This is a genomic window from Candidatus Pelagibacter sp. uisw_091, from assembly GCF_059512525.1.
The window spans coordinates 1,114,929-1,133,520 of record NZ_CM183455.1 but is presented as its reverse complement, the minus strand read 5'-3'; the positions used below and the strand labels follow the sequence as shown (position 1 = coordinate 1,133,520).

15 protein-coding genes are annotated in these 18,592 nt (G+C 32.2%); all 15 read left to right on the top strand.

Annotated features, from left to right (window positions below; translation table 11 throughout):
- The first annotated feature begins 5 nt into the window (after window positions 1-5).
- Window positions 6-1,013, top strand: a complete 1,008-nt coding sequence (locus AC5YGA_RS06105; protein ID WP_415308238.1) for an aspartate-semialdehyde dehydrogenase — start codon at window positions 6-8, stop codon at window positions 1,011-1,013.
- Window positions 1,003-1,386: a succinate dehydrogenase, cytochrome b556 subunit gene (sdhC, locus tag AC5YGA_RS06100; protein ID WP_415308237.1), complete on the top strand. Its 384-nt coding sequence runs from the start codon at window positions 1,003-1,005 to the stop codon at window positions 1,384-1,386. The genes AC5YGA_RS06105 and sdhC overlap by 11 nt, the downstream gene beginning before the upstream one ends.
- A 1-nt stretch (window position 1,387) precedes the next feature.
- Entirely contained in the window at window positions 1,388-1,714 is a 327-nt protein-coding gene (gene sdhD, locus AC5YGA_RS06095; protein WP_415308236.1) for a succinate dehydrogenase, hydrophobic membrane anchor protein, read from the top strand.
- Window positions 1,714-3,489 (top strand): succinate dehydrogenase flavoprotein subunit, encoded by a 1,776-nt coding sequence (gene sdhA / locus AC5YGA_RS06090; RefSeq protein ID WP_415308235.1) that lies wholly within the window; start codon window positions 1,714-1,716, stop codon window positions 3,487-3,489. The genes sdhD and sdhA overlap by 1 nt, the downstream gene beginning before the upstream one ends.
- Entirely contained in the window at window positions 3,489-4,262 is a 774-nt protein-coding gene (locus tag AC5YGA_RS06085; RefSeq protein ID WP_415308234.1) for a succinate dehydrogenase iron-sulfur subunit, read from the top strand. Before sdhA ends, AC5YGA_RS06085 begins: the two co-directional genes overlap by 1 nt.
- A gap of 24 nt (window positions 4,263-4,286) precedes the next feature.
- Entirely contained in the window at window positions 4,287-5,780 is a 1,494-nt protein-coding gene (locus AC5YGA_RS06080; RefSeq protein ID WP_415308233.1) for a CoA-acylating methylmalonate-semialdehyde dehydrogenase, read from the top strand.
- A gap of 7 nt (window positions 5,781-5,787) precedes the next feature.
- Window positions 5,788-6,750, top strand: coding sequence for a malate dehydrogenase (mdh, locus tag AC5YGA_RS06075; protein ID WP_415308232.1), 963 nt, complete (start codon window positions 5,788-5,790; stop codon window positions 6,748-6,750).
- Window positions 6,751-6,753: 3 nt separating this feature from the next.
- Window positions 6,754-7,914 carry an ADP-forming succinate--CoA ligase subunit beta gene (sucC, locus tag AC5YGA_RS06070; RefSeq protein ID WP_415308231.1) on the top strand — a complete coding sequence of 387 codons (1,161 nt, stop codon included), beginning with the start codon at window positions 6,754-6,756 and terminating at the stop codon, window positions 7,912-7,914.
- A gap of 1 nt (window position 7,915) precedes the next feature.
- Window positions 7,916-8,791 (top strand): succinate--CoA ligase subunit alpha, encoded by an 876-nt coding sequence (gene sucD / locus AC5YGA_RS06065; protein ID WP_415308230.1) that lies wholly within the window; start codon window positions 7,916-7,918, stop codon window positions 8,789-8,791.
- A gap of 34 nt (window positions 8,792-8,825) precedes the next feature.
- On the top strand, window positions 8,826-11,729 hold the full coding sequence (locus AC5YGA_RS06060) for a 2-oxoglutarate dehydrogenase E1 component (protein WP_415308229.1): 2,904 nt from the start codon (window positions 8,826-8,828) through the stop codon (window positions 11,727-11,729).
- Between the two features lie 2 nt (window positions 11,730-11,731).
- Complete coding sequence (odhB, locus tag AC5YGA_RS06055; protein WP_415308228.1) at window positions 11,732-13,009, top strand: 2-oxoglutarate dehydrogenase complex dihydrolipoyllysine-residue succinyltransferase; 1,278 nt, start codon at window positions 11,732-11,734, stop codon at window positions 13,007-13,009.
- Entirely contained in the window at window positions 13,010-14,410 is a 1,401-nt protein-coding gene (gene lpdA, locus AC5YGA_RS06050; RefSeq protein WP_415308227.1) for a dihydrolipoyl dehydrogenase, read from the top strand.
- A 22-nt stretch (window positions 14,411-14,432) separates the two neighbouring features.
- The gene (gene priA / locus AC5YGA_RS06045; protein ID WP_415308226.1) at window positions 14,433-16,388 is read left to right on the top strand and encodes a replication restart helicase PriA; all 1,956 of its coding nucleotides are present in this window, start codon (window positions 14,433-14,435) and stop codon (window positions 16,386-16,388) included.
- Between the two features lie 110 nt (window positions 16,389-16,498).
- Entirely contained in the window at window positions 16,499-17,056 is a 558-nt protein-coding gene (gene atpH, locus AC5YGA_RS06040; protein ID WP_415308225.1) for an ATP synthase F1 subunit delta, read from the top strand.
- Complete coding sequence (atpA, locus tag AC5YGA_RS06035; RefSeq protein ID WP_415308224.1) at window positions 17,057-18,592, top strand: F0F1 ATP synthase subunit alpha; 1,536 nt, start codon at window positions 17,057-17,059, stop codon at window positions 18,590-18,592.

The following is an 18,592-nucleotide window of genomic DNA, read 5'->3' as shown; positions in this document are numbered from 1 at the left end:
ACATCATGAATATAGCAATTGTAGGAGCCACAGGTAATGTTGGAAGAAAAATTCTCGAAGTTCTAGAGAAAAAAAAACTTCCTATAAAGGAACTATTTTTAGTTGCTTCACCAAGAAGTGCTGGTCAAAAAATAAATTTTAGTGGCAAAGAACATGAGGTCTTTAACCTTGAGACATTTGATTTTTCAAAAATTAAAATTACTTTCTTTGCAGCAGGTGGAAAAATTTCAGAACAATATGCTTCAAAAGCAGCAAAGCACTCAATAGTTATAGATAATTCTAGTTTTTTTAGAATGGATCCTGATGTGCCATTAATTGTTCCACAGGTAAATCCAGAAGCAATTAAGAATATGAAAAAAAATATAATTGCTAACCCTAATTGCTCAACAGCTCAGTTAGTAATTGCTCTTAAACCGTTACATGACTTATTCAATATTGTACGAATAGTTGTTTCGACATATCAGTCTGTTTCAGGTGGTGGCAAAGACCCTATGGATGAATTAATAGAACAAACTAAATCATCCCTAGAAAATAAACAAATTAAACCTAGAAATTTTACTAAACAAATTGCTTTTAATGTGATTCCTCACATTGATGTTTTTGCAGATGATGGTTACACTAAAGAAGAATTAAAAATGACCAATGAAACTAAAAAAATTCTTGGTGACAAAATAGAATTAACAGCAACATGTGTAAGAGTTCCAGTTATGGTTTCTCATGCGGAGTCAGTAAATATTCAATTTGAAAAATCATTTTCTTTAGAAAAAGTTAGAGACACTCTTAGTAAAGCAGAGGGCTGTAAAGTTTATGATAAAAGAGAAGATGGAGGATATAGTACTCCAATTGAGGCAGAAGGTAGAGACGAAACTTATATTTCAAGAATAAGAGAAGATAAAACCAACAAGAATTCATTAAACCTATGGATTGTTTCTGATAATTTGCTTAGAGGAGCGGCATTGAATGCTGTTGAAATTGCAGAAACTTTAATTAAAAATAATTTTAATGGAAAATAATAATCCTTTATCACCACATATTCAGATCTACAGATGGCACATATCTTCTTTAGTATCTATTTCACATAGAATTACAGGAATAATAAATATAGCTGCCATAACCATAATTTGTTTTTGGATTGCATCCTTACTACTAGGTGAAAATAGTTATGAGTTTACTAAGGTATTTTTAAATTCTATTTTAGGAAAATTCGTAATTTTAGGTTTAACATGGTCATTTAGTTTCCAGATATTAAGTGAAATAAGACATTTAATTATGGACCTAGGATATGGGTTTGAATTAAAAATATCAAAGATAACAGGATTAATCGTGATCATTGGTTCATTTTTTTTAACAATTTTAATTTATTTAATTGGAAAGCAATTTATTTAGCATGAATAACGTGACTAAAAAATGGCTATTGATGAGAGTAAGCTCTGTGGTGTTGATACCATTGATGACATGGTTTATTTTAAATTTAGTTTCAGTTTTCAATAAAGATTATGTTGATATTGTTAATTTTTTTTCAAATCAGCCATCTAAAATTTTAGTTTCTTTGTTGTTAGTTTTTGCCTATTTTTTTTCAGCTTTAAGTATTAGTGAGGTATTTGAAGACTATATTCAAGACGAAAAAATCAAAAATGTCGCAAACAAAGTACTCAATATTTTTGCTATAATAATGCCACTAATCACAATTATTGTAATATTTAATTTAAACTAATGAGCTCATATAAAATAATAGACCATGAATACGATGTAATAGTTCTTGGAGCTGGTGGCTCTGGTCTAAGAGCGGCAGTTGGTTTAAGTGAGGCTGGCTTAAAGACAGCATGTATTTCGAAAGTTTTTCCAACGAGAAGTCATACTTCTGCTGCACAAGGAGGTATCTCAGCATCTTTAGGAAATATGGGTGAAGATGACTGGCGTTGGCATATGTATGACACAGTCAAAGGTGCTGACTGGTTAGGTGACCAGGATAGTATTGAGTATCTTTGTAAAGAGGCTCCTGCAGCAGTTATTGAATTAGAAAAATATGGAGTTCCATTTAGCAGAACAGAAGATGGAAAAATTTACCAAAGACCTTTTGGTGGAATGACAAAAAATTATGGCAATGGAATAGTTCAAAGAACTTGTGCAGCAGCTGATAGAACTGGACATGCAATTCTTCACACACTTTATGGACAAGCACTTAAGCATAACACAGAATTTTTTATAGAATACTTTGCGCTAGATCTATTAATGAAAGATGGTGAGTGTAAAGGGTTAATAGCCTGGAATTTAAATGATGGAACAATTCATAGATTTAGAGCACACTCAACTATAATTGCCACTGGTGGATATGGTAAGGTTTATTATTCTGCAACTTCAGCTCATACATGTACAGGTGATGGAAATGCAATGGTTTTAAGAGCTGGACTTCCATTACAAGATATGGAGTTTGTTCAATTTCATCCCACTGGAATTTATGGCCATGGTACCTTGATTTCAGAAGGTGTTAGAGGAGAAGGTGGATATCTTGTTAACTCTAAAGGTGAAAGGTTTATGGAGAGATACGCACCTAATGCAAAAGATTTAGCATCTCGGGATGTAGTAAGTAGATCCATGTCTATTGAGATTAATGAAGGAAGAGGCGTGGGTAAGGATAAAGACCATGTTCTTTTAAACTTAAGTCACTTAGATAAAAAAGTAATTGCTGAAAGACTTCCAGGAATTTCTGATGCTGCAAGATTGTTTGCTAATGTTGATGTAACAAAAGATCCAATACCGGTTGTTCCAACTGTTCATTACAATATGGGGGGTATCCCTACAAATTATAAAGCTGAAGTCTTAACAGTTAATGGTTCAGAAAAAACTGTACCAGGACTGATGGCGATTGGTGAAGCAGCATGCGTTTCAGTTCATGGAGCTAATAGATTAGGGTCCAATTCTTTGATAGATTTAGTGGTATTTGGAAGGGCTGCAGCGAAAAGGGCTGCAGAGTTAGTTAAACCAGGAACACCTCATGAAGATATAGGAGAGTCTGAAACTGAAAAATGTTTAGAAAGATTTGATAAACTTAGAAACTCTAATGGAGAAAATAGTACAGCTGAATTGAGACTTGCAATGCAAAAAACTATGCAGTCAAAATGTGCAGTCTTTAGAACAGAAAAAACTCTTAAAGAAGGTGTTTCTGAAATCAGAAAAACATATGATGGTATGGGGTCAATTTCTGTTAAAGATAAATCACTTGTTTTTAATACTGATTTAGTTGAAACACTTGAATTTGATAATTTGATTAGACAGGCAATTACTACTGTAGACTCTGCTTATAATAGACAGGAGAGCAGAGGGGCACATGCTAGAGAAGATTTTCCTAAAAGAGACGATGAAAAATTTATGCAACACACTATTGCTTGGTGCAATGGAAAAGATACAAAAATCGGTTATAGGCCAGTTCACAAAACAACTTTAACAAATGAAGTTCAATACTTTCCACCACAAGAAAGAGTTTACTAGTGGTTCAAATAAATTTACCTAAAAATTCAGAAGTTCAAAAAGGTATTTATTATCAAGATAAAACTGGATCAAAAAATATCAGAAAAGTAAATGTTTATAGATGGGATCCTTCAAATGGAGAAAATCCAAGAGAGGATACTTATGAAGTTGATATGGATAACTGTCCTTCAAAAGTATTAGATATTTTAAATAAGATTAAAAACGAAATTGACCCATCACTGGCTTATCGGAGATCTTGTGCACATGGTGTTTGTGGATCTTGTGCAATGAATATGGATGGTAAAAATGGTTTAGCATGTACAAAACCTCATTCAGAAATTGAAGGAGATATAAATATTTATCCATTACCTCATCTAAAAGTTAAAAAAGATTTAATTGGGGACTTAAGTGGATTGTATAAACAATATGAATCAATTGAGCCTTGGTTGAAAACAAATACAAAAGTTGAAACTACAGAAATTATTCAATCTCAAAAAGATAGAAAAAAATTAGATGGTGCATACGAATGTATCATGTGTGCATGTTGCTCTACTTCTTGCCCAAGCTATTGGTGGAATGAGGATAAATTTTTAGGTCCTGCAGTTTTGCTTCAAGCTTATAGGTGGATAGTAGATAGTAGAGATGATGAAAGAAAAGAGAGATTAAAAAAAGTAGCTGATGAACTTAAACTTTATAGATGTCATACTATTATGAATTGCACCAATGCTTGTCCTAAGGGATTAAATCCAGCAAAAGCTATAGCTGAATTGAAAAAAATGCTTGCAACAAGCTAATTACCCCTTTAAATAACACCATTCATGAATTTATTAGAACATTTTGTTGGTGGAAAGCTAATTTCAGGCTCATCTGACAGAAAAAGCAAAATTTTTAACCCCGCAACAGGCGAACAAGAGTCAGAGGTAAGATTGGCTAATAAAGCAGATCTCGACCAGGCTGTAGAAGTTGCACAAAAAGCTTTTGAAACTTGGTCACAGAAACCTCCCCTTCAAAGAGCAAGAGTGATGTTCAAATTTAAAGAGTTAATAGAAAAAAATACTGATGAACTTACAAAATTAATAGTTTCAGAACATGGTAAAGTTTATGAAGATGCCAAAGGTTCTTTAACAAGAGGACTAGAAGTAGTTGAGTTTGCATGTGGAATTCCACATTTACTTAAAGGAGAATTTTCAGAGAATGTAGGAACAAATGTTGATAGTTGGTCTATGCGTCAGCCTCTTGGAGTTGTTGCTGGTATTACACCTTTTAATTTTCCAGCAATGGTACCTATGTGGATGTTCCCTTTAGCTATTGCATGTGGAAATACATTTATTTTAAAACCATCAGAAAAAGACCCATCTTGTCCACTAAGATTAGCAGAGTTGCTAACAGAAGCAGGACTACCAGATGGTGTTTTTAATGTTGTTAATGGAGATAAAGAGTCTGTAGATGCAATTTTAACAAACAAAGATGTCAAAGCTGTAAGCTTTGTAGGCTCAACACCAATTGCAAAATATATTTATGAAAATTCTGCAAAAAATGAAAAAAGAGTTCAAGCTTTAGGTGGTGCAAAAAATCATTTAGTAGTAATGCCTGATTGTGACCTTGATGGTGCAGTAAATGGATTAATGGGTGCTGCATACGGTTCAGCAGGTGAAAGATGTATGGCACAATCAGTAGCAGTAGCTGTAGGTGATATAGGTGATGAGTTAGTTGCCCGTTTATCAAAAGAAGCTGAAGCATTAAAGGTAGGACCTGGTATGGATAAAACATCTGAGATGGGTCCACTAGTTACAAAAGAACATTTAGAAAAAGTAAAAAGTTATGTTGATCTTGGAGTTGAAGAAGGTGCCAAATTAGTTGTTGATGGAAGAAATATAAAACTTCAAGGATATGAAAATGGTTTCTTCATAGGTGGTTGTTTATTTGATCATGTTAAAAAGGATATGAGAATTTATAAAGAAGAAATATTTGGACCTGTTTTATCAGTCATAAGAGTTAAAACTTTTGAAGAAGCAACAAAACTAATTAATGATCATGAGTATGGTAATGGAGTAAGCATTTACACAAGAGATGGTGATGCTGGAAGAACGTTTGCTAGTAAAATTCAAGTTGGTATGGTTGGAATTAATGTTCCAATACCTGTACCAATGGCATTCCATAGTTTTGGTGGATGGAAAAGATCATTATTTGGAGATAGTGCAATGCACGGAGCTGAAGGAATTAAATTTTATACAAAGCTTAAAACAGTAACATCAAGATGGCCTTCTGGAATACGATCTAATGCAGAATTTGTCATGCCAACAATGAAATAAGGAAATAATGAAAAAAATATCTTTAATAGGAGCAGGTCAAATTGGGGGCACTCTTGCTCACTTAATAGGAACTAAAGAAGTAGCGGATGAGGTGGTACTTTTTGATGTTGCAAGTGGTATAGCTAAAGGAAAAGCTCTAGATATAGCTCAATCTTCCTCTGTTGATGGTTTTAATGTAAAATTTTCAGGTACAGACAATTATAAAGATATAAAAAATTCAGATGTAATAATAATCACTGCAGGAGTTCCAAGAAAACCAGGAATGAGCAGAGATGATTTATTGGGTATTAATCTAAAAATTATTAAACAAGTAGCAGAAGGCATTAAAAAAAATGCACCTAATGCATTTGTTATATGTATCACCAATCCGTTGGATGTTATGGTGATGGCCTTTCAAAAATTTTCAGGGTTACCAGCAAATAAAGTAGTTGGAATGGCAGGAATTTTGGACAGCTCAAGATTTAAATTATTTTTATCCCTAGAGCTAAACGTTCCGGTAAAAGAAATTGAGGCAATGGTTATGGGAGGTCATGGAGACACAATGGTTCCCCTACCAAGATTCACAAAAGTTTCAGGTAAACCATTATTAGACTTAGTTAAAGAAGGAAAAATATCTCCAGAAAGATTAGAGGAAATTAATCAAAGAACTAGAGATGGAGGAGCTGAGATTGTTAAATATTTAGAAAAAGGTTCTGCATTTTATGCACCAGCAGCTTCAGGCGTGCAAATGGCAGAAGCATATTTAAAAGATGAAAAAAAATTACTTCCATGTGCAGTTCATTTAAATGGAGAATATGGAGTTAGTGATGTTTATGCTGGTGTACCAGTAATAATTGGTAAAGATGGTGTTGAAAAAATAGAGCAAATAGACTTGGATGAAAAAGAAAAAAAAGAATTTATGCACTCGATAGATGCTGTGAAAGCTTTATGGGAAGCTGCATCAACAATAGACCCAGATCTACCTAAATAAATCATGAATATTCATGAACACCAAGCAAAAAAAATCCTAAAAGAATATGGGGCAGTTGTTCCTGAAGGTATTTTTGCTTTCACAGTTGATGAGTTGATTGAAAAAGCAAAATCATTAAAAACAGAAAAGTTTGTATTAAAAGCACAAATCCATGCTGGTGGAAGAGGTAAAGCAGGAGGTGTAAAAATTTTAGATACTATTGAAGAGCTAGGTGTTTCAGCAAAAGAATTATTGGGAAAAACACTTGTAACACATCAAACTGGTCCTGAAGGAAGAGAAGTAAAAAGATTATATGTAGAAGCGTCTTCTAATATAGATAAAGAATTTTATTTATCCTGCTTAATTGATAGAGCAAGTTCAAAAATTGTATTTATATCAAGTGATCAAGGCGGAATGGATATTGAAGAGGTTGCAGATAGTACGCCTGAAAAAATTATAACAACAAAAGTAGATATTGTTAAAGAAATTTCAGACGCTGATTGTGAAAAGATAATTAAAATCTACAGCTTAACCGATGATGCTAAAAAACAAGCAATAGCAATAATTAAATCAGTATATAATATGTTTTTAGGGACGGATGCTAATATGGTTGAAGTTAATCCACTAATATTAACTAAAGAAAAAAATATAATCTGCTTAGATGCAAAGGTTAATTTTGATTCTAACGCACTGTTTAGACATCCTGAAATTATAGAGTTGAGAGATTTAAATGAAGAAGATCCAGCTGAAATAGAAGCAAGCAAACATGATCTTGCTTATATAAAGTTAGAGGGAAGTATTGGTTGCATGGTTAATGGTGCAGGCTTAGCAATGGCAACAATGGATATAATTAAATTATATGGAGAAGAGCCAGCAAATTTTTTAGATGTTGGTGGTGGAGCTTCAAAAGAAAAAGTTTCTGCTGCTCTAAAAATAATTCTTTCAGACAAAAATGTTAAAGGCATACTAATAAATATTTTTGGTGGAATAATGAGATGTGATGTTCTTGCCCAAGGAGTTGTTGATGCAGCCAAGGAAATAAACATAAGCGTTCCACTGGTAGTTAGGCTTGCAGGAACTAACTTTAAAGAAGGAAAAGAAATTTTAGATAATTCAGGATTAAAATTAATTTCAGCAGAAAATTTAGATGATGCTGCACAAAAAATAGTAGAAGCTATAAAATAGAATGTCAGTTTTAATTAATAAAAATACAAAAGTTATATGCCAAGGTTTCACAGGTGCACATGGTACTTTTCATTCAGAACAAGCATTAAAATATGGAACTAATCTTGTAGGTGGGGTTACTCCTAAAAAAGGAGGACAAAAACATCTTGAACGTCCAGTATTTAATACTGTGGCTGAAGCAAAAAATGAAGTAGGTGCTGATGCAACTATGATTTATGTGCCAGCAAAATTTGCAGCAGCAGCTATAATAGAAGCTATTGATGCATCTATTGAGCTTATAGTTTGTATTACTGAAGGTATACCAATTCAAGATATGCTTCGTGTTAAACAAAAGCTAAATAGTTCAAAAAGCAGATTGATAGGACCTAACTGTCCAGGAATAATTACTCCTGATGAATGTAAAATTGGGATTATGCCTGGAAATATCCACAAAAAAGGCTCGGTGGGAATTGTTTCAAGATCAGGAACTTTAACTTATGAAGCGGTTGCGCAAACAACTGAAAATGGATTAGGACAATCTACTTGTATAGGAATTGGTGGAGATCCAATAAATGGAACAAATTTTATTGATTGTTTAGATTTATTTTTAAATGATGGTGAGACAGAATCTATTCTTATGATAGGTGAAATTGGTGGTTCTGCAGAAGAAGAAGCGGCTGAATTTGTTAAAAACCATAAAATAAAAAAACCTATGGTTGGATTTGTTGCTGGAATAACAGCCCCCCCTGGAAGAACTATGGGGCATGCAGGAGCTATTATTTCAGGTGGTAAGGGTGGAGCAGAAGATAAGATTAAAAAAATGGAAGAATGTGGAATTACAATTGCAAAATCACCATCTGAACTAGGCAAAACGTTATTTAATAAATTATCTAATTGAAAATTATTTATCTGATATTATATCAATAGAATAGATGTCATCATCAAAAAATCTCGAATTCGAAAAAACTTCATTTCTTAGTAAATCTAACAGTGCATTTATAGAACAAATGTATTTAAAATTTATCAATAAAGACAAAGATCTTCCTGAAAGTTGGCAAAGTTATTTTGAGGGTATGAGTGAAGATTTAAGTATGATCGCCAAGGAAATTAATGGTCCATCATGGGGTGTAAAAAAAAAAATTGATATTGATGAAATTGAAAAAAAGATCAAAGAAAGTGAAAAAAAACTTACTAATGGAAGTGATGATACAAAAGTTAATTCAAAAGATTTAATTAAAAGTAATCTCAACTCAATTAGAGCCGTTGCTTTAATTAGAGCATATAGGCAAAGAGGACATTTATTAGCAAAGCTTGACCCACTTGGAATGATGAAGACAGAGTATTTAGATGAATTACATCCTGAATATTATGGGTTCAAAAAAGAAAATTATAACGAGAAAATTTATTTAGACAGTGTAATAAATAAAGAGCACTCCACCGTAAAAGAAATATTAAGTTTTTTAAATAAAACTTATTGTGGGCCAATTGGTTATGAATATATGCATATATCAAATCCAACTGAAAGAAAATGGCTTAGAGATAGAATTGAACAGGATGAGAATTCTCTTCAATTTACAAAGAATGGTAAAGAAGCTATTTTGAATAAACTTATTCAAGCTGAAGGATTTGAAAAATTTTTACATACAAAATATGTTGGTACAAAAAGATTTGGGCTAGATGGTGGAGAAAGCTTAATCCCTGCTTTAGAACAAATTATTAAAATTGCTGGTCAATCAGAAGCTAAAGAAGTTAAAATTGGAATGTCTCACAGAGGTAGGCTCAATGTGCTAGCAAACGTTTTACAAAAATCATACAAAAGAATATTCAATGAATTTGCAGGAGACGTTGAAACAACAGGAGAAGAAGGAGCGGGAGACGTAAAATACCATTTAGGAGCATCATCGGATAGAAAATTTGATGGAAATTCTATACATGTTGGTCTTACAGATAACCCCTCACACTTAGAAGCAGTTAATCCTGTTGTATTAGGACAGACTAGAGGAAAACAATTTTTTCATGAAGATAAAGAAAGAAATAAAGTAATACCAATTCTGATTCATGGAGATGCTGCTTTTGCTGGACAAGGTGTTGTGGCTGAATGTTTTGCAATGTCGGGTTTGCCAGGCCATAATACAGGTGGAACAATTCATTTTATTGTTAATAATCAAATAGGTTTTACTACAAGCCCAAGGTTTGCAAGATCATCACCATACCCATCAGATGTTGCAAAAATGGTAGATGCCCCAATACTTCATGTAAACGGTGATGATCCAGAAGCAGTTGTTTATGCTACAAGAATTGCCACAGAATTTAGACTAAAGTTTAACAGAGATGTTGTGGTTGATATAATCTGTTACAGAAGGTTTGGCCATAATGAAGGAGACGAACCTTCATTTACTCAGCCATTAATGTATAAAAAAATTAGATCACACCCTACACCAGTAGAAGTGTATGGAAGTAAATTAGTAAATGAAAATACACTTTCAGAAGATGAGCTTAAAAATTTTAAAACAGACTTTAAAAATTTACTAGATGATCAATATAAAAATGCAAAAGATTATAAGCCAAAAATTGAATGGTATGAGGGAAGTTGGTCAAGATATAAACCAGAAAAAGGAAAAGATAAAAGGGGTGTAAGTGGTTTTGACCAGAAAAAACTTTTGGAAATTTCAGAAAAGATTAATTCAACACCAGAGAAATTAAATTTACACAAAACTATAATTAAAATTTTAAATACTAGAAGAGCATCAGTATCAGATGGCAAAAGTATAGATTGGTCAACAGCCGAAGCTTTGGCATTTGGCTCATTATTAGAAGAAGGTTATCCAGTGAGATTAGTTGGACAAGATTCAGGAAGAGGAACGTTTAGTCAAAGACACTCAGTTTTAAGAAATCAAGAAGATAACTCCAGATATGTTCCACTAAATAATATTTCAAAAGTTCAAAAACGATATGAAATAGTAGATAGTTTTTTATCAGAATTAGCAGTTTTAGGTTTTGAATATGGTTATAGTTTAGTTCAGCCAAACACATTAACAATGTGGGAAGCACAATTTGGTGATTTTGCAAATGGCGCACAAGTAGTAATAGATCAATTTATTGCATCTGGAGAGAGAAAATGGACAAGGGCATCTGGGTTAGTAATGCTTCTGCCTCATGGTTATGAAGGTCAAGGACCAGAGCACTCTTCAGCAAGACTAGAAAGGTTTTTACAACTATGTGCTAATGATAATATGCAGGTAGTAAATTGTACAACACCAGCAAACTACTTTCATGCTTTAAGACGTCAAATGCATAGAGAATTTAGAAAACCATTAATAATAATGACTCCAAAATCTTTATTAAGAAACAAGCATTGTGTTTCAAACATAGAAGACTTTGATAAAGATACATTTTTCCACAGAATTTTATGGGATCATGCACTAGATGAAGAGAATGGATTTATAAAATTAAAAGAAAGCTCAAAAATTAAAAAAGTAATTCTATGTTCGGGAAAGGTTTATTTTGATCTGTTAGACGCTAGAGAGAAATTGAAAAAGGATGATGTAGTATTGTACAGAGTTGAACAACTTTATCCTTTTCCAGTTAAAAGTTTAGTTAAAGAAATCAAAAAGTACGCAAAAAATGCTAAATTTTATTGGTGCCAGGAAGAACCAAAAAATATGGGAGCATGGTTTTCTGTAAGGGATTATATACAATGGACATTAGAAACTATTAACGCTAATAATGAGGAAATTTCTTATATAGGAAGAAGTCCAGACGCATCTCCTGCAACAGGGTTTGCAAAAAGGCATATTTCACAACAGAAAGAAATTATTAACAAGGTTTTTGAATAAAAATGAGTGAAAAAATTTTAGTACCAGTTCTAGGAGAAAGTATTACTGAGGCGACAGTCGCTAAGTGGCTTAAGCAAGAGGGTGATACAGTTGCAGCTGATGAGGCAATTGTAGAGCTAGAAACTGATAAAGTTAATTTAGAAGTTCCATCTCCCATAGATGGAGTTTTATCTGAAATAAATTCAAAAGATGGAGAGACAGTTGAAGTTGGAGCCTTACTTGGTTCAATAAGTAAAAATGGAACTCAACCATCTGAAAAAAAAATAATTACAAAAATTGAACCTAAAAAAACTGAAAATAATGTAGTCAATTTAGAAATTAAAAAAGAAGTTCCTAAAGTTTTTAAAGGACCTGAAAAGGAAGAACCTTTAATATTAACCAATGAGGTTAAAGAAGAGAAAACTGATTCTTCAAATAAAAATAATGAAATACTTTCACCAGCCGTAAGAAAAATGGTAGTTGAAAATAAAATTGATTTAAAAAAAGTTAGTGGCTCTGGAAAAGAGGGTAGAATTCTTAAAGGTGACCTAATTAATATGATGGGAGAGAACCCACAGCCATCAGAAAGAAAAATTAAATATGGTCAAGAAGAGAGAATTAAAATGTCTAGGCTTAGACAGACAATTGCAAAAAGATTAAAACAAGCACAAGAAAATGCTGCATTATTAACAACCTTTAATGAAGTTGATATGACTGGCATAATGAAAATGAGAAAAGAGAACCAGGAAGATTTCCAAAGTAGGTATGGAATTAAATTAGGGTTTATGTCATTTTTTGTAAAAGCATGTGTTGCTGCACTAAAAATGTATCCATCGGTTAATGCTGAAATTGATGGAGATGAAATTATTTATAAAAATTATTACAATATAAGCTTTGCAGTAGGAACTGAAAAAGGATTAGTAGTACCAGTATTAAGAGATGCTGATCAATTATCATTTGCTGATATCGAAAAAAATATTAAAACTATTTCTGAAAAAGCTAGAGATGGAAAAATAACCATAGAAGACCTTCAAGGTGGAACCTTTACAATTAGTAATGGTGGAGTTTATGGCTCAATGTTATCTACTCCAATATTAAATTTACCTCAATCTGGTGTGTTAGGTATGCACAATATAGTTGAGAGACCAATGGTAGTTGATGGTGAGATTAAGATTAGACCTATTATGTATCTTGCCTTGTCTTATGATCACAGAATTATAGATGGAAAAGAGTCAGTATCGTTCTTAAAAATGGTTAAAGAAAACTTAGAGGATCCAAGAAGGTTGTTTTTAAATATTTAAATGTCAGATAAATTTCAAGCAGTTGTAATAGGTGGTGGTCCAGGAGGTTATGTCTGCGCAATAAGATTGGCACAATTGGGACTTAAAACAGCATGTATAGAATCAAGAGGTTCATTAGGTGGAACTTGTTTAAATGTTGGGTGCATACCTTCTAAAAATTTATTAAATATTTCTGAAAATTATCATAAGGCGCAAAATTTTTCTAAACTTGGCATAGAAGTGGGTGAGGTAAAACTTAATCTTCAAAAAATGATGCAAAATAAGGATAAAGCAGTAACAATATTAACTAAAGGTGTAGAATTTTTATTTAAGAAAAATAAAGTCACTTATTTTAAGGGTACTGGAAGCTTTAAATCTGCAAATAAAATCTCAATATTAGATGATCAAAAAAAAGAAACCATAATTGAAGCAGATAAAACGATAATTAGCACAGGATCTGTACCAATAGAATTGCCAGGAATGGAATTTGATGAAAAAATAATTGTATCTTCAACAGGTGCATTAACTCTGCAATCGGTTCCAAAAAAAATGGTTGTAGTTGGTGGAGGTTATATAGGATTAGAGATGGGATCTGTTTGGTCTAGATTAGGCGCTGAAGTTCATGTGGTAGAATTTCTTGATCATATTACTCCAGGAATGGATAGAGAAATATCCTCAGAATTTATGAAAATTTTAAAGAAACAAGGAATTAACTTTCATATGCAAACTAAAGTAGAGGGAATTACTAAAAACATCAATGGAGCTAGTGTTTCAACATCTGACAAAGATGGAAAAAAAATTAATTTTGATTGTGATGTTGTTCTTATATCTGTAGGCAGAAAACCTAACACTAACAATTTGAATTTAGAAGCAATTGGTGTTGAATTGGATGAAAAGAAAAGAATTATAACAAACAAAAGTTTTCAAACAAATGTAAGTAATGTTTATGCAATTGGTGATGTAATAGATGGACCAATGTTAGCACACAAAGCTGAAGATGAAGGTATTGCAGTTGCAGAAAATATAGCAGGACAATCAGGGCATGTAAATTATGATATTATTCCAGGAGTGGTTTATACAACTCCAGAAGTTGCTTCAGTTGGAAAAACTGAAGAGCAATTAAAAGAAGAAAACATAAAATACAAAATTGGTAGATTTTCGTTTATGGCAAACTCAAGAGCTAAAGCAATTGATGAAGCAGAAGGTTTTGTTAAAATTTTAGCTGATGAAAAAACAGATAAAGTTTTAGGAGCACATATTATAGGACCTCACGCAGGTGAATTAATTGGTGAAATTGGAGTTGCAATGGAGTTTGGTGCAAGTGCTGAAGATATTGCAAGAACGTGTCATGCACATCCAACATTCTCAGAAGCGGTAAAAGAAGCAGCTTTATCAGTAGATAAAAGAGCAATACACTCTTAAAATATTTTCATATTATAAAGATATGAAAGTACCGATTCTTATACCAAATATTTTTAATCATCCCTTTACATACAATTCTGATTTAACTTTAAAAGTTGGGGACTATGTGGTGGTACCCTTTGGAAAGTCAGAGGTGACGGGAGTTGTGTGGGATGACTTTGAAAAAAAAACAAATAAAAATTTTGCAATTAAAACAGTTTTAAGAAAATTAGATGTTCCATCACTAAAGAAAAATACAATTAAATTCTTAAATTGGTTTTCTGAATACAATATGACATCTAAAGGTATGGCATTAAAGTTATTATTACTAAGCAGTGGTGCTATAGAAAAGTTATCAATTGAAGCTTATGAGCCATTCAAAATTGATATCAAAGAGAATGAAATAAAACTTTCTAAAGAGCAAAAAGATTCATTAAAAAAAATGAATGTATTAAATCAAAAATTTAGAGTTCATGTTTTACAAGGCACTACAGGGTCTGGTAAAACGATGGTTTATTTTGAGGCTTTAAAAGAGATAATAAATAAGGGTTTTCAGGGGTTAATTCTACTGCCAGAAATTGGATTAACAGGACAATTTCAAAATAAATTTATAGAATTTTTTGGATTCAAGCCTGCTGTGTGGCACTCAGGTATTACAAAAAAAAATAAAGAAATTATTTGGAGCGGAATAGCAAATGATAAAATTAAAGTTGTAATTGGTGCTCGGTCCTCATTGTTTTTACCTTTTAAAAAACTAGGATTAATCATTGTTGATGAAGAACATGATCAATCTTATAAACAAGATGAGGGAGTAACTTATAATGCGAGAGACATGGCAATTTCTAGAGCATCTTTCGAAAATATTCCAATCAATTTAATAACAGCCATCCCCTCTATTGAAACTTATGACAATATTAAAAAAGGCAAATATAGTTTATCAAAACTTGATCAAAGATATTTAAATGCATCTTTACCAAAATATGAAATAATTAATCTTAATAATTCAAATTTAGAATCTCAATCTTGGATATCAAAAGAAACAATTGAGAAAGTAAAATTTCATCTTGAAAAAAAAGATCAAGTATTATTTTTTTTAAATAGAAGAGGATTTTCACCCCATGTCTTATGTAAAAAATGTTTTACTAGTTATTCATGTCCAAATTGCTCAATAAATTTGGTTTATCACAAAAACAAACAAAACTTATTATGTCACTATTGTGGATACAAAGCCTTACTAAATAGGGACTGCTCGAAAGAAGGAAAATGTGATTTTATTTTTAGTGGGCCTGGAGTTGAAAGGATATCTGAAGAAGTAAAAAAAATTTTTCCCACCAAGGAAACAACTATATTTTCTAGTGATACAATGAATAAAAAAAGTTCAGCAGATGTTTTGGAAAAAATTATAGATAATAAAATTCAAATTTTAATTGGAACTCAATTAATTTCTAAAGGATTCCACTTTCCAAGTTTAAATTGTATTGTTGTTGTTGATATCGATTTATCATCACAAGGTCATGACTTACGAGGTGCAGAAAAGAATTTACAGTTATATCACCAGCTTTCAGGTAGAGCAGGAAGAACAGGAAAGCCAGCAACTGTTTATTTTCAAACTTATAATTTAGATACCAAAATGATAACAGACATTACAAATAAAGATCCTGATATTTTTTTAGATAAAGAACTTGAAATTAGAAGAGAAAATAATCTTCCACCATTTCAGAGATTTATTGCTTTAATAATTACTGGTAGCAATGAAAGAGAACTTGAAAAAGAGGCTTATAAGTTTAAAGTTTTTATAGAAAGTGCTGTCGAAGGTAAAGTTCTCGGCCCTGTGAATGCACCTATATTTAGATTAAAAAGAAAGTTCAGAGTAAGACTTTTGATCAGAGGTAGAAAATCTCTAAAAGTACAGAATTCACTAGCCAAAATCATTGAAAAATTTAAATTTTCCACTGGAATGAAACTAACAGTTGATGTTGATCCAATAAACTTCAATTAACAGTCAAAAAATAACACTTTTAGACAATGTGTGACTTGAAGAGAATAGGGTCATATGTTAATTAAAACGGAAATTTAATAAATCTTCAAATATTTATAAGGAACAATAAATTGAGCAAAAATAAAGGTTTTTCCGAAACATCAGCAGGCAGATATTCCCTGGCGCTTTATGAATTAGCAATAGAAGCTAATAATTTAAGTGAGATCGAGGTTCATTCTGCTTCAATTATTAATTTAATTGCTTCAAGTGAAGATTTTAAATCTTTAATTAAGGATCCAACGAATAACAAAGAAGACCAATTGAATGCTCTAAGTAAAATTTCAGAACAATATAAAATAAATGAATTATTAACTAAATTTTTAAGCTTTCTAATATCTAAAAGAAGATTCTTTTATGTGGATAAAATTCTAAAAAGCTTTGTTGAGACATGTTCAGTCAAAAGAGGTGAATTAAAAGCAGAATTAACTTCTGCAAAAAACCTTACTGAAAATGAAATTAACAATATAAAAGAAGAATTGACTAAAAACTTTAGTTCAAAAATAAAATTAAACTACAAACACGATGCAAGTTTAATTGGGGGTTTGATTGTGCAAGTCGGAAGCACAATGGTGGACACTTCCATTAAAAATAAATTACAACAAATCGAAAATAGGATGATAGAGGCATAAATGGATATAAACCCATCAGAAGTAACAAAGATATTAAAAGAGCAAATTAAAAAATTTGGCGATAAAGCAGAAGTGACTGAAGTTGGTCAAGTTTTGTCAGTAGGAGATGGTATTGCTAGAGTGTACGGATTAGATAATGTTCAAGCTGGAGAGATGGTAGAATTTTCTGATGGATCAAAAGGAATGGCTCTAAACTTAGAAAGCGAAAATGTTGGAGTTGTAATTTTCGGAGACGATAGAAAAATTAAAGAAGGTGACGTTGTTAAAAGAACAGGAAGTATTGTTGATACACCTGTTGGAAAAGAATTATTAGGAAGAGTTGTTGACGGATTAGGAAATCCAATTGATGGCAAAGGTGCTTTAGATAAAGCAACTAAAAGAAGTAGAGTTGAAGTAAAAGCTCCTGGAATTATTCCAAGACAATCTGTTAGTGAACCAATGCAAACAGGCTTAAAATCAATTGACAGTCTAGTTCCAGTTGGAAGAGGACAGCGTGAATTAATTATTGGGGATAGACAAACTGGAAAAACTGCAGTTGCTATTGATGCGATCATTAACCAGAAAAAAATAAATGAATCTGGCAATGAGAAGCAAAAACTTTATTGTATCTATGTCGCTATAGGTCAAAAAAGATCTACAGTTAGACAAATTCAAAAAACTTTAGAAGAAGCTGGTGCAATGGAATATACAACAATTGTAGCTGCTACTGCTTCAGACGCAGCGCCACTTCAGTTTTTAGCACCATATACAGGCTGTACTATGGGTGAATACTATAGAGATAATGGTATGCATGCATTAATCATTTATGATGATTTATCTAAACAGGCTGTAGCTTATAGACAAATGTCACTTTTATTAAGAAGACCTCCGGGAAGAGAAGCTTATCCAGGAGATGTATTTTATTTACACAGCAGATTACTTGAGAGAGCAGCCAAGCTTAGTGATGAGCATGGTGGAGGTTCATTAACCGCTCTTCCAATAATTGAAACGCAAGGTGGAGACGTATCTGCTTTTATTCCTACTAACGTTATATCAATTACAGATGGTCAAATATTTCTTGAAACAGAATTATTTAACCAAGGAATTAGACCAGCGATTAATGTAGGTCTATCAGTTTCTAGAGTTGGATCTGCAGCACAAACAAAAGCAATGAAAAAAGTTTCTGGTTCAATGAAGCTGGAGCTTGCTCAATATAGAGAAATGGCTGCTTTTGCACAATTTGGATCTGATTTAGATGCATCAACACAAAAACTTTTAAATAGAGGTTCAAAGCTAACTGAACTTCTAAAACAAAAACAATATTCTCCTATGACAGTTGCTGAGCAAGTAATTTCAGTTTTCTGTGGAGTTAAAGGTTATTTGGATGATGTAGAACTTAAAGATATTGCTGAGTTCGAATCTAAGATTATTGAAAAATGTAAATCTGAAAAACCAGAAATTTTAGAATCTGTTTTAAGCTCAGGTAAGCTTGAAGAAGATACTGAAAAATCATTAGTTGAAACTATCATGGAACTTAAGAAGAACTTTAATTCTTAA